Here is a 12,863-nt window from a genome sequence, read left to right on the forward strand (position 1 = left end):
CTGCCTTATCGCCGTCGCGGGCCCGTGACGGGGGTCGGTGAGTCGTGCGGGCGCGGGGATACGCTTGACCCGCAGACGCGGTGAAGGAGAAGACTTCCTGGTGAACGACGCACGGAAGAATCGGCTCGCGGTCGACTTGACGTTGTACATGCTCGCCCGCTTCGCGCTGGTCGCGGTCGTCGCGGTGGTTCTGGTCCTGGTGAACGTCCCCGCGCTGGTGGCTGTGATCATCGCCATGGTCGTCGGCTTCCCGCTCGGTCTGCTGTTGTTCCGGTCACTGGCCGCCCGGGTGACCGCGGGGCTGGCCGAACGCGGGGAACGCCGCCGCGCGGAGCGAGCGAAACTGCGCGCCCAACTGCGTGGCGACGTCGACGACGAAGCGGGCGGTGACTCGTCGGAGTCCGGGGCGGCCGGGGACGAGCCGGGCGAAGCGGGTCGGTCGTGAGTGCACCGGACCGCGACTGGGTCGCCGAGGCGATCCGGGTCATCGACGCGGACGCCAACCGCAGCGCGGACACTCATCTGCATGTCTTCCCGTTGCCCGAGGACTGGGGCATCGATCTCTACCTGAAGGACGAGTCGGTTCATCCGACCGGTTCACTCAAGCATCGGTTGGCCCGATCGCTTTTCCTCTACGGGCTGGTCAACGGGCAGATCGGGCCATCAACCGTGTTGGTGGAAGCCTCGAGCGGGTCGACGGCGGTGTCGGAGGCCTACTTCGCCCGCATGCTCGGGCTGGACTTCGTCACCGTGGTGCCGCGGACCACCAGCAAGCAGAAGGTCGAGCTGATCGAGTTCTACGGCGGGCGGTGTCACTTCGTCGACCGTCCCCCGGAGATGTACGCGGAGGCAGAGCGGCTGGCGGCGGAGTGCGGCGGCTACTACCTGGACCAGTTCACCTATGCCGAGCGGGCGACCGACTGGCGCGGCAACAACAACATCGCCGAGTCGATCTTCACGCAGATGAGCCTGGAGCGGCACCCGATCCCACGCTGGATCGTGGTCGGCGCGGGCACCGGCGGCACCAGCGCCACCATCGGCCGCTACGTCCGATACCGGCGCTACCGGACCCAGATCGCGGTGGTCGACCCGGAGAACTCCTCGTTCTACTGGGCGTGGAAGACCGGGGCGATGGACTACACCACCGGCATGCCGTCCCGTATCGAAGGGATCGGCAGGCCGCGCGTGGAGCCGTCGTTCGTGCCCACGGCGATCGACGAGATGATCCAGGTGCCGGATGCCGCGTCCCTGGCCGCGATCCGGCTGCTGCGCAGGCGCACCGGCCACTGGGCGGGCGGCTCCACCGGCACCAACCTCTACGGCGCGTTCCAGCTCATCGCCAGGATGCTGCAGGCGGGCGAGCAGGGCAGCGTCGTCACATTGCTCTGCGACGGCGGTGAGCGGTACGCGCAGACGTACTACGACGACAACTGGGTGGCGGAGAAGGGCCTGAACCTCGAGCCGTACACCGAGACCATGGAGAACTTTTTGCGTACCGGCCGCTGGGTGGAGTGATCAGCCGAACGCCAGCGCGGCGGCGGCCACCGCGGACCACAGCAGCATGGCCAGGCCGGTGTCCCGGAGCACCGGGATGAGGTCGCGCCCGGTCGCGCCGCTGAGCACCGTGCGCGCCGGACCGATCGCGAGGAGCACCGCGAGCACGGCGAACAGTACGGGCGGGAACCACCATCCGATGATCAGCGTGATCAGGAACGGCGACGCCAGCAGCGTCAGATACAGCCGCCGCGTGCCGCGGTCGCCGAGCTTCACCGCCAGCGTCCGCTTACCCGCTTCGGTGTCGGTGGGGATGTCGCGCAGGTTGTTCGCCAGCAGCACGGCGGAGGAGAACGCGCCGACCGCCACCGAGCAGCCGACGGCCGTCCAGCTGACCGTGTCGGCCTGCACGTAGACGGTGCCCAGCACGGCGACGGGCCCGAAGAACACGAACACCGCGAGCTCGCCGAAGCCGGCGTAGCCGTACGGCCGCTTTCCCCCGGTGTAGAACCACGCGCCCGCGATGCACACCGCGCCGACGGCCAGCAACCACCAGTGCTTGCTCAGCAGCACGACCGCGAGCCCGGCGAACGCGGCGAACAGCAGCGCGCTGATCGCGGCGGCCAGCACCTCGGGCGGTTTCGCCGCACCGGAGCCGACCAGTCGCAGCGGGCCGACCCGGTCGTCGTCGGTGCCCCGGACGCCGTCGGAGTAGTCGTTGGCGTAGTTCACGCCGATGATCAACCCGAGGCTGACCAACATCGCCAGCGTGGCCATGACCCAGTCGAAGCTGTCCAGCGCGGCCGCGGCGCCGATGCCTGCCAGCACCGGGGCGATCGCGTTGGGCAGGGTCCGGGGGCGGGCGCCTTCGATCCACTGTGCGACGGTGGCCATGCGGGCATTCTGGCGCACGCGCCCCCGGCCGGTTGACCGAGAACCCGATTGCGGTGATCAGCAGGCGGGTGGTGCCTCGCCGATCTGCACGTACGCCGCGGAGACGTACTTACCGGAATTCAGCCGCAGCCACTGGTCGTTGCCTTCCACCACTTCGCCGGTGACGGCGCACTCGATCCGCACCTGTGCGTGCCGGGCGGCCAGGCCCACCACGGGCGCGCCGGTGCTCGGTTCGGAACGCACATTGAGCACCGGTCCCGCGGTCACCGTCCCCCACGGGCCGCCGACGGTCCACTCGTAGGTGACGATCACCCAGCTGTTGTCCTGCAGGCCGAGGCCGTCCCAGAACGTGCCGTCGGCCAGGTCGATGCCCGCCGGGTTGGCCACGGCGCGGCCGAACTCGTCCTTGCCGCCGTTGTATCCGTCCTGGTAGGCCGCCTGGGCTTCCGGCGTGCCCTGCGGCAGGTCCTGCCACATCTCCCGGTCGGCGTTCCAGTAGTCGTCCTTGGTGTTCCACGGGCCGACGTCCCACACCGGCGCCCACTCGCAGCGCGCGCCGTCCTCGGTGCACACCTGGACGGTGTAGTTGCCGCTGTTGTTGTCGGCCAGCCCGCGGCGGGACGGCAGCGCGACGAAGTGGTCCCGCTCGACGATCACGTGCCCGTTCGCGGTGGTGCCGCCGACCAGTCCCTCGCGGGTGGCGAACACCCGGTAGCCGTCGGCCGGTCCGAGCTGGGCGGTCGGCTTGGCCGAGGCGTCGTAGCTTGCGCTGAGTTCGATGCTGTCGACTGTAGGGCTGCTGGCGCCGCGCGGCCCGCTGAGCACCAGGCGCGGCTGGATCGTCGTGGTCCGGTTCGGCAGCACGGCAGGGGCGTCGGGGCGGATCTCGGTCCACTCCGACCAGGTGCCGTCCGGACGCTTGCCGCGCACGTCGACCGCCACCTCGGATCCCTCCGGAATGGACGCCTCGACCTGCGCGGAGATCCGGTTGACCGCGGAGTCCAGCGTCTTGGCCGGGAAGGTCAGCGTGCCGGTCGTCCGCTCGGCGCTCTGCCTGCCGAGCCTGCCGGACAACGACCAGGAGTCGGCGGTTTCCACGATGGTGCGGTTGTCCGGGTCGCTGTTGGCAGGGGTCAGTGACCAGCTACCCGGTTGCGCGGCCTGGCTGGGTGCGGCGGCCAGCGCGATGGTCGTTCCAGTTGCCAGTGCGGCGGACAGCGCCGCAGTCAAGAGTTGTCGCCCTCGCATGTGATCCCTCACTCGGTTTGGTGACCGTGCGCTAAGCCAAAAGGGCTACCGGTGGGCTGTCAACTCGACGGCGGCTCAACTGGTGAAACCCTCACCCGGGTGCAGCAATTCGCTCACCGTTGCAGGGCCGTGCGCACCGCGTGGCGGTCGATCTTGCCCGGCCCACGCAGCGGCAGCTCGGTGGCGAACCGGACCACCTTGGGTGCGGCCGCCCGCCCTGCCTCGGCGCGAACGCGTTCCTGCAGGTCGGCCATGGCGGGCGGGTTGTCCGGATCGGCGGGGACCACCAGCGCGGAGACGATCTCGCCCCACTCGGGGTCCGGCAGGCCGATCACCGCACACGCGCGCACGTCCGGGTGCGCGCGCAATGCCTGTTCGACGGCCGGGGCGGAGATCTTCACCCCGCCGCTGTTGATCATGTCGTCGGCGCGGCCGAGGATCTCCAGCACACCATCGGTGATCCGGCCCAGGTCCTCGGTGCGAAACCAGCCGTCGTGCAACTGCCACGACGACGGGTCGCGGTAGCCCGAGGCCAACACGTCGCCGGACAGCTCGACCCTGCCGGTGGGCCCGATGCGTACGTGGACACCGTCCAGTGGCCGGCCGTCGTAGACACAACCGCCGCAGGTCTCCGTCATTCCGTAGGAGCTGATGGCGTGTACCCCGGCGTCGCGGGCGTGCGCGCGGACTTCCGGTGGCAACGCAGCGCCGCCGACCACGATGGCGTCGAAGGCCCCGGCGGCCGCCAGTCCGGGCCCGCCGGCCTCGAGCAGCCGGACGAGCTGGGTCGGGACGAGCGCCGTGTAGTGCGGTCCTGGCTCGCTCAGCACCGGCTCGGCGGCGGCCGCGAAATCGTCCGGACGGAAGCGCGCCGACAGATCGAGCACACCTGGTTCGTGCCCGCTGAGCAACGACCGGACCAGCACCTGCAGGCCGCCGATGTACTGCGCGGGGGTGGCGAGCAACCAGCGTCCCGGACCGCCCAGCCGGGTGTGCGTGGCCGTGGCCGATGCGGTGAGTGCTGCGGCGGACAGCAGCACACCCTTCGGGCGGCCCGTGGATCCCGAGGTGGCGATCAGCACAGCGGTCGACGGCGGCACCGGGTCGTCCGGACGCATGGCGGCGATGATGTCGGCCGTACTTGGCGAGTGGGCGTCGACCGGCAGCACCGGAGCTCCACTGTCCAGCGCATCCGACAACGCGTCGATCAACGCTCGGATGGACTGTTCGGTTCCGTCGACCTGCACCACGCGCACGCCGCCATTCTGCCTCCAGGCCCATAGCGGCCGAGATCTTGCCCGAATTCGGGCAGGAATTTGGCCAAAGTGGCCTCCGGGTGCCAGTGTGGAGGCGTGCGTGCTGTTGCTGAGCTTCCCGCCGAGCTCGTTCACCACGTCGCGGCCAGCACCGGGCTGCCCCCGGCGACCGCGGCCCGGCTCGTCGCCGATGTCATCGCCTACTTCGGCGAAACCGTCGAGCAGTACGTGCGCCGCCGCCATGCGGAGCTGCGCAGGCGGGGACACCGCAACGCGGAGATCTGGCGTCTGCTGGCCGCCGAACTGCCCACCCGGCGGTTCCGTGCGGACGAGCTGAGCGAACGCCAGCTGCGTCGGATCGTCTACGGCTGACCGCCGCCCCCATCGCGAGACCTGAGAGGCAAAACCTATGTGTGGAATCGTCGGCTACATCGGCGCGCGCCCGGCGTCGGACATCTTGATCGAGGGCCTGCATCGGTTGGAGTACCGCGGATACGACTCCGCCGGCGTGGCGTTGGTGCATCGCGGACGGCTCAAGGTCACCAAGGCGGCCGTGCGCGTGGCGGAGCTGCGTGAGCGGCTGGACGGTGGTGTTCCCGCGACCGTCGGCATCGGTCACACCCGCTGGGCGACCCACGGCGAGCCGACCGACGCCAACGCGCACCCCCAGGTCGATGCCGCCAACCGCATCGCGGTGGTGCACAACGGCATGCTGGAGAACGCCGACCAGCTGCGCGCGGAACTGACCGAGTCGGGGGTGCAGCTGCGATCGGACACCGACACCGAGGCGATCGCCCACCTGGTCGCCCGGGCGCTGGACGACGGTGCGAAGACGCTGCAGGAAGCCGTGCGAACCGCGCTGACCAAGGTCGACGGTGCCTACGGGCTGGTGGTGCTGGACGCCCGGAACCCCGGCGAGCTGGTCGTCGCGCGCAACGGCAGCCCGATCGTCGTCGGCATCGGGGACGGCGAGATGTTCGTCGCGTCGGATGTGGCCGCGCTCGTCCGGCACACGCAGCGTGTGGTCTACCTCGACGACGGCGAGCTGGCCACATTGACCGCGGACGGTTTCACCACCAGCGCGGGTGCCAAGACGCCGACGACGGTCGACCTGGACGACGTCGACTACCAGCTGGGCGGCTACCCCGACTTCATGCGTAAGGAGATCGACGAGCAGCCGGACGCCGTGCGGCGCGCGCTGCTCGGCCGGCTCGACGAGCGCTTCGCTACCGCGCGGTTGGGCGGCATCCGCATGGACCCGCGCGAACTGCGCGGGGTGAGCAGGGTGAAGTTCCTCGGCTGCGGCTCGGCCTACTACGCGGGCCAGATCGGCGCGAACCTCGTGGAGGAGCTGGCTCGGATCCCGGCGGACGCCGAGCCCGCGTCGGAGTTCCGCTACCGCAACCCGGTCATCGAGCAGGACACGCTGTACGTCGCGGTCAGCCAGAGCGGCGAGACCGCGGACACGCTGGCCGCCGTGCGCGAACTCAAGCGCAAGGGCGGCCAGGTCATCGGGGTCGTCAACGCGGTCGGCAGTGCGATCGCGCGCGAGTGCGGCAGCGGTGTCTTCCTGCACGCCGGCCCGGAGGTGTCGGTGGCCTCCACCAAGGCGGTCACCAATATGAGCGTGTGCTTCGCGATGCTGGGCTTGCTGCTCGGGCGCGTGCGCGACCTGTCGGTGGCGCACGGTCAGCGGTTGGTGCAAGGGTTGGCCGCCCTGCCGGACCAGATCGCGGAGATCGTCAAGCACGAGGAGACCATCGCCGAGACCGCGCTGCGCTTCGTCGACGCCAAGCGCATGTTCTTCATCGGCCGGGTGCGGTGCTGGCCCGCCGCGCGGGAAGGCGCGCAGAAATTGAAGGAGATCTCCTACCTGCACGCCGAGGCGTACCAGGCGGCCGAGCTCAAGCACGGGCCGTTGGCGCTGATCGACCAGGAGATGCCGTCGGTGGTGCTGGCGCCGGATGACGAGCTGCTGACCCGCAACATCGCGACCATGGAGCAGATCAAGGCGCGTGGGGGCCCGGTCATCGCGGTGACCAACGCCGACCTGCCGGAGGGACTGGCCGACGCGGTGCTGCGCATCCCGAGCAACGAGCCCGAGCTCGACCCGATCCTGGCGATGATCCCGCTGCAGTTGTTCGCCTACCACCTGGCGCGGGCGCTGGGCCGGGACATCGACAAGCCGCGCAACCTGGCCAAGAGCGTCACCGTGGAGTAGTACCCCGTGGTCTGAACGGGTTCACCCGCCAGGGGCCGGCCCGAGCTCGCCGCTAACCGGGAACGCCGAGGTCGCGAAGGTCCTCTCGGGGGGAATGAGGCGAGAGAGGACCACACGATGAGGCGCTCACGCACACTCGTCCTGCTCAGCGCGGCCGGTCTGGCCGCTGGACTGCTGGGTGCGGCGCCGGTCGCGGCCGGGCACCGAGGGGGTGGTGCGCCGCAAGTCGTGGCGAAGGGCTTGGACAACCCGCGGGGGCTGGCGTTCGGTCCGCACGGTGTGCTGTACGTGACCGAAGCCGGCTCCGGCGGGGACGGGCCCTGCTTCGCCGGGCCGGAGGGTGACGAGGTCTGCTGGGGTGCCAGCGGAGCGATCACCGCGGTCCGCGGTCACCACAAGAAGCGGGTGGTGACCAAGATCGGGTCGCTCGCGGCACCGGACGGCTCGCAGGCGATCGGGCCGTCGGACATCTCGTTCAGCCGCGGCAAGGCGTACTTCACGGTCGGGCTCGGTGCCGACCCGCGGATGCGCGCTCAGCTCCCCCGGCTCGGGCAGAAGACCAACGGTTGGCTGCTGAAGAAGAGCTGGCATCGGCCGAAGGGCGTGGCGGACGTCGCGCGCTTCGAGTTGGCCAAGGATCCGGACAAGGCCGGGCCGGACAGCAACCCGAACTCGGTGCTCGCCGGGCGGCACGGCCAGGTCGTGGTCGACTCGGGTGGCAACACGCTGTTGCAGGTGGCCCACGGCAAGATCCGCGTGCTGGCGAAGTTCCCGGCGCGCGAGGTCCCGGCACCGGACTTCCTCGGGCTGCCCCCGGGATCCAAGATCCCGATGCAGTCGGTGCCGACGTCCGTGGTCAAGGGGCCGGACGGCGCCTACTACGTGGGTGAGCTGACCGGATTCCCGTTCCCGCAGGGCAAGGCGCGGGTGTACAAGGTCAAGCCGGGGCACAAGCCGAAGGTGGTGGCCTCCGGGTTCACCAATGTCATCGACATCGGCTTCCATCACGGCAAGCTCTACGTCCTGGAGATCGCGCACGCCGGACTGCTCAACGTCGAGCAAGACCCACGCGGCGCGCTGTACCGGGTCGGCCACCACGGCAGCAAGAAGCTGATCAAGCACGACGGTCTCGTGGTGCCGGGCGGCCTGGCGCTGCGCGGCGGCAAGGCCTACATCTCCAACTGCAGCACCTGCCCGGCTGACGGCAGCTCGCCGTTGGGCACGGGACACCTGCTGCGCGTCCCGCTCAGGTAAGCGGTACTCCCCGACGGCCGAGGTTGCCGCCACGGCACCTCGGCCGTCGGCCTGCGTGGTGCGGGGGCGCCGCTCCCCGGCTGCTCGATGCGAGCTCGACTCGCTCGGGCAGGCGTGACGTGGCAGACGTCTCGCTGCTCGGACGGCGCAGCCGCGCCTACTCTGGGCCTCGGTAGGGCAGAACTCCCAGGCGCGACCGAACGTGCGCCTGCAGGTGGGACGCCCAGTGACCGTCGCGAAGGAGCGGGCGTACCGTGCGCTGACCCAGCGGCGGCCCTGCCCGGCGATCGCGGCCATCGGGTGCGCCGTGGTCCGGCCTGAAACAATGCAGGGACGTGATCGGAAAGGGAGCGGCCGGTGAACCCGTCAACCGCGCAGGCCCGGGTGATCGTCGACGAGCTGGTCCGCAACACGGTCAGCCACGTCGTCCTGTCCCCCGGCTCACGCAATGCGCCGTTGTCGCTCGCCCTGTACGACGCCGCCGCGGCCGGTCAGATCAACCTGCACGTGCGCATCGACGAACGGTCTGCCGCTTTCCTGGCTTTGGGTATCGCCGCCCGCACCGGCCGCCCGGCGGCCGTGGTGTGTACGTCCGGTACGGCCGCAGCGAATTTTCATCCCGCGGTTCTGGAAGCTGACCGGGCGGGCGTCCCCCTGATCGTGCTGACCGCCGACCGGCCGCCGGAGCTGCGGGCGGCGGGCGCCAATCAGGTCATCGAGCAGAACAGGCTGTACGGGGACGCCGTGCGCTACTTCGCCGAGCTCGCGGTGGCCGGTGAACACGCGGGCCAGAACGCGTACTGGCGTAGCCAGGTCTGCCGAGCCTGGAGTGCCGCGTACGGCGAGTGGCGCTCGGGCCCGGTGCACCTCAACATCCCGTTCCGCGAGCCGCTCGTGCCGGACGGCGACGACGAGTGGACCGAGCCGCTGGAGGGCCGCCCGAACGGCCAGCGCTGGACGGAACTGCCGGATCATGGCGCGGCGCCTGCGTTCGTGGTGCCGTCGACCCGGACCGGTCTGGTGATCACGTGCGAGTCGGGTACGTCGGCGATCAGCGAATGGGCGGCGGAACACTCGTGGCCGGTCATGGCCGAGACCGGGCCCGCCGGGCTGTCCGGCGACTGCGCGGTGACCAGCGGACCGTGGTTGCTCGGCGTGCCGGAGTTCGTCGCCGCGCATCGCCCCGAGCAGGTGTTGTGCATCGGTCGGCCGACGGTGTTCCGTCAGGTGCAGGCGTTGCTGGCCGATTCCGATGTGGAGGTCTTGTTGGTGCGGCCGGACACCGATTGGCCGACGCCCGCGCACAACGTCCGTCAGGTCGGTCAGTGGTTCGCCGAGCCGAGCAAACCCGCGGACGTGCAGTGGCTGCAGAAATGGCAGCGCGCCGACCAGCTGGCCAGGGAAGCCGTGGCGCGGACCTTGGCGGCCGAGCCGTGGCCGAGTGGTCCGGCCATTGCGGCGGACGTGCTCGCCACCGTGCCGGACGGCTCGCTGCTGGTCGTCGGGTCGTCGAACCCCACGCGGGACATCGCGCTGGCGGGCGGGCCTGCCCGCCCGGAGATTTTGGTGCACCGCAATCGTGGTGTCGCGGGCATCGACGGAACGATCTCGACAGCGGTCGGCGCCGCGTTGGCGCACAGCGCGCACGGTCGGCAGGCTTATGCGCTGGTCGGCGACTTGACGTTCCTGCACGACATCAACGGCCTGCTGCTCGGGCCGAGCGAGCAGCGCCCGGACCTGACCATCGTGGTGGTCAACGACGACGGCGGCGGGATCTTCTCGCTGCTCGAGCAGGCCGAGGATGCCGAGGCGCAGCGCTTCGAGCGCGTCTTCGGGACCCCGCACGGCGCGAATCTCGGGGAACTGTGTGCCGGGTACGGGGTGCCGCATCGACTGGTCGCCACGCGCGAGGAGTTCACCGAGGCGCTGCGCCCGGCGCCCGGCTTGCGGGTGGTCGAGGTGCGGATCGACCGGTCGGCGCGGCCCGGGTTGCACGAGCGGTTGCAGGCTGCGGTGGCCGACGCGGTCGCGACCCTCGACTAGCTGAGGCGTCACGGCCGGCGGTCGCGACATCGCCATCCGACGCCACGGAAATCACGGTTGACCGAGGCCCGCGGAACAGCACGGCTGACGCCTGCGGAAATCACGGCAGACGCCCGCGGACACTGTGACTAGCCGTCGTCGGTCATGCCGGCGAGGCACAGGTACATGTCCGCCACTTCACCTGCCAACGCCGCGAGCCGGGCGGGCTCGGCCGCGGCGAGCTCGGCGAAGCGGGCAACCAGCCCGGTGACCGCAGCGGAGATCGCTTCCGGCGGCACGACCGGCTTCGCCGCACCCTGCTCCGTCATGCGCTCGAGGAACCGGGTGTTGCGGCGCTCGACGCGGGCGAAAACCTCCCGCCTGACCTCGTAGAACTCGTCATCGCTGAGGGCCTGGTGCGCCAGCACCGTGAGCAGCTTCCGGTGCCGCACATACGCCGCGAGGTACTGCGCGACGATCTGCCGGACCATGGCTGCCGGCGGTTCGGTCAGCGGTGGCTGCTCCTGCAGGCGCAGAAACTCCTTGCGCACGCGGTCGGCGAGGGCACGGAACACCTCGTCCTTCGAGCTGAAATACGCATAGACCGTCGGACGCGTGACGCCGGCCGCCTTGGCCAGCTCCGCCATCGTGGTGCCTGCGTAGCCGAGCGTGCCGAAGACCTGCTCGGCCACGTCGAGCAGCAGCTCACGCTTGTCATCCGCAGTCACCGTGCGCCCGCCGAGACCACTGCTATTTGACACTCTTGTAAAGTAACAGACTTTACACCGTTGTAAAGCAACGTCCGTGTCCAGTACGCTCCCGCCTTGACACGCGTGTAAAGCAACTCCGAGGGCGTGAATGCGAGGTTCGATGAGGAACTTGCCGGAGGTGTCAAAGCGGACCCTGCGAGCCGCCTACGACCGCGCGTTGACAGGCGCGCCTGACAAGGTCGCGCAGATCGGCCGCGACGGCCAGTACACATTCGCGGAAAGTCACGACCGTTCGCTGCGCATCGCGACCGGCCTGGCCGGGCTCGGCGTCGGGCGGCAGCAGCCGGTGGCCTTGCTGCTGGACAACTCCCTCGACGCCATCCACGCGTGGTCGGGTGTCAGCCTCGGCGGCATGATCGAGGTCCCGGTCAACACCGCCTACAAAGGCACGTTCCTCACGCACATCCTCAACGACTCGGGCGCGCAGACTCTGATCGTCGAGGACGGCTACCTCGAGCGGATCGCGCGCGTGTCCGACGAACTCACGTCGCTGCGCACCCTGGTCGTGCGAGGTGACATCTCCGCCGCGGACGAGCTACGCCACCGCTTCCAAATCGTTCAGTTCGGCGAACTGACCGCGGCAGCGCCCGCCTCACCGCAGCCGTTGGACGCCGCCGACCTGATCGGCTACATGTACACGTCCGGCACCACCGGGCCGTCGAAGGGCGTACTGGTTTCGCACGCGCACGCCTACACCTACGCGTCACGGGAAGATCAGGGCCGTCCCAGCTCGGACGATCGCATCCTGGTCACGCTCCCGCTGTTCCACCTCGCCGGGCAGTGGTACGGCGTCTACCAGGCGCTGATCCATCAAGCCACGTGCGTGCTCGAACCGTCGTTCTCGGTGAGCAAGTTCTGGCCGACCGTCCGGGAACACGGCATCACGGTGACGCTGATGCTCGGGGCGATGGCGGAGTTGCTGCAGCAGGCCGACCCCACCCCGCAGGACGCCGACAATCCTCTCGAGCTGGCCATCATGGCCCCGCTGGCCAGCGACGTCGAAGGCTTCCGCGCCCGGTTCGGCGTCGACGTCGCCGCGGTTTACGGGATGAGCGAGATCGGCGCCGTCCTCTACGGCCCGCCGGACACGGTCGTCGGCGGTGAATGCGGCTTCCCACGCGCCGGCTACGAGTTGAAACTCGTCGACGACAACGGCAAGGAGGTGCCCACCGGAACCGTCGGCGAGCTGTGGGTTCGCCCCGAGCACCCGCTGATGGTCATGCGCGGCTACCACAACCTGCCGGAGAAGACGGCCGAGACGATCGTGGACGGCTGGATCCACACCGGCGACGCGTTCCGCACCGACACCGACGGCCGGTTCTACTTCACCGACCGGATGAAGGACGCCCTGCGCAGGCGCGGCGAGAACATCTCCAGCTTCGAGGTCGAGCGGGTGATCAACGAGTACCCCGACGTCTACGAAAGTGCCGTGGTGGCCGTCCCGTCGGAGTTCACCGAGGACGAGATCAAGGCCGTGGTGGTGCCCAAGGACGGCCGCGAGATCGACCCGGTCGAACTGACCCACTTCCTCGTCGACCGCCTGCCGTACTTCATGGTCCCGCGCTACTTGGAATTCGCCGACGAGCTGCCGAAGACGCCGACCCAGAAGGTGCACAAACACCTGCTGCGGGAGCGCGGTGCCGGGCCCGGCGTCTGGGATCGCGAAGCGGCCGGCATCGTCCTGCGGAGGAGCAGCCAGTGACG

At 69.9% G+C, this 12,863-nt stretch carries 11 protein-coding genes; 7 read left to right on the top strand and 4 right to left on the bottom strand.

From position 1 onward, the window contains the following. Positions 1-100: 100 nt before the first annotated feature. Together YWM_RS24535 and cds1 are read left to right on the top strand one after the other, a co-directional pair. The gene (locus YWM_RS24535) at positions 101-445 is read left to right on the top strand and encodes a DUF4229 domain-containing protein (RefSeq protein ID WP_043661548.1); all 345 of its coding nucleotides are present in this window, start codon (positions 101-103) and stop codon (positions 443-445) included. After that, a complete protein-coding gene (cds1, locus tag YWM_RS0118815) occupies positions 442-1,515 on the top strand; it encodes an L-cysteine desulfhydrase Cds1 (protein WP_028851987.1) in 1,074 nt (357 codons plus the stop codon). The genes YWM_RS24535 and cds1 overlap by 4 nt, the downstream gene beginning before the upstream one ends. Here the strand turns inward: cds1 and YWM_RS0118820 are convergent, their stop codons facing one another. The 3 genes from YWM_RS0118820 to menE all read right to left on the bottom strand — a co-directional run bounded on the left by YWM_RS0118820 (position 1,516) and on the right by menE (position 4,892). After that, a complete protein-coding gene (locus YWM_RS0118820) occupies positions 1,516-2,388 on the bottom strand; it encodes a 1,4-dihydroxy-2-naphthoate polyprenyltransferase (protein WP_028851988.1) in 873 nt (290 codons plus the stop codon). A 57-nt stretch (positions 2,389-2,445) separates the two neighbouring features. Next, positions 2,446-3,618 (bottom strand): SH3 domain-containing protein, encoded by a 1,173-nt coding sequence (locus YWM_RS0118825; protein WP_245566093.1) that lies wholly within the window; start codon positions 3,616-3,618, stop codon positions 2,446-2,448. Between the two features lie 131 nt (positions 3,619-3,749). Further along, the gene (gene menE, locus YWM_RS0118830) at positions 3,750-4,892 is read right to left on the bottom strand and encodes an o-succinylbenzoate--CoA ligase (protein WP_028851990.1); all 1,143 of its coding nucleotides are present in this window, start codon (positions 4,890-4,892) and stop codon (positions 3,750-3,752) included. A 96-nt stretch (positions 4,893-4,988) separates the two neighbouring features. Here menE and YWM_RS0118835 point away from each other — a divergent pair, with 96 nt between their 5' ends. From YWM_RS0118835 to menD, 4 genes are all read left to right on the top strand, one after another. Next, positions 4,989-5,264 carry a hypothetical protein gene (locus YWM_RS0118835; RefSeq protein WP_028851991.1) on the top strand — a complete coding sequence of 92 codons (276 nt, stop codon included), beginning with the start codon at positions 4,989-4,991 and terminating at the stop codon, positions 5,262-5,264. 37 nt (positions 5,265-5,301) lie between these two features. After that, complete coding sequence (gene glmS / locus YWM_RS0118840) at positions 5,302-7,113, top strand: glutamine--fructose-6-phosphate transaminase (isomerizing) (protein ID WP_028851992.1); 1,812 nt, start codon at positions 5,302-5,304, stop codon at positions 7,111-7,113. 117 nt (positions 7,114-7,230) lie between these two features. Further along, a complete protein-coding gene (locus YWM_RS0118845; protein ID WP_028851993.1) occupies positions 7,231-8,367 on the top strand; it encodes a ScyD/ScyE family protein in 1,137 nt (378 codons plus the stop codon). 357 nt (positions 8,368-8,724) lie between these two features. Beyond that, complete coding sequence (menD, locus tag YWM_RS0118855) at positions 8,725-10,410, top strand: 2-succinyl-5-enolpyruvyl-6-hydroxy-3-cyclohexene-1-carboxylic-acid synthase (RefSeq protein ID WP_028851994.1); 1,686 nt, start codon at positions 8,725-8,727, stop codon at positions 10,408-10,410. Positions 10,411-10,538: 128 nt separating this feature from the next. Here the strand turns inward: menD and YWM_RS24545 are convergent, their stop codons facing one another. Beyond that, a complete protein-coding gene (locus YWM_RS24545; protein WP_043661552.1) occupies positions 10,539-11,150 on the bottom strand; it encodes a TetR/AcrR family transcriptional regulator in 612 nt (203 codons plus the stop codon). A gap of 127 nt (positions 11,151-11,277) precedes the next feature. On the opposite strand from YWM_RS24545, the gene YWM_RS0118865 reads away from it, so the two are divergent. Beyond that, the gene (locus YWM_RS0118865; RefSeq protein WP_245566094.1) at positions 11,278-12,861 is read left to right on the top strand and encodes an AMP-binding protein; all 1,584 of its coding nucleotides are present in this window, start codon (positions 11,278-11,280) and stop codon (positions 12,859-12,861) included. Positions 12,862-12,863: the final 2 nt, after the last annotated feature.

Source organism: Thermocrispum municipale DSM 44069, from assembly GCF_000427825.1.
GTDB lineage: Bacteria > Actinomycetota > Actinomycetes > Mycobacteriales > Pseudonocardiaceae > Thermocrispum > Thermocrispum municipale.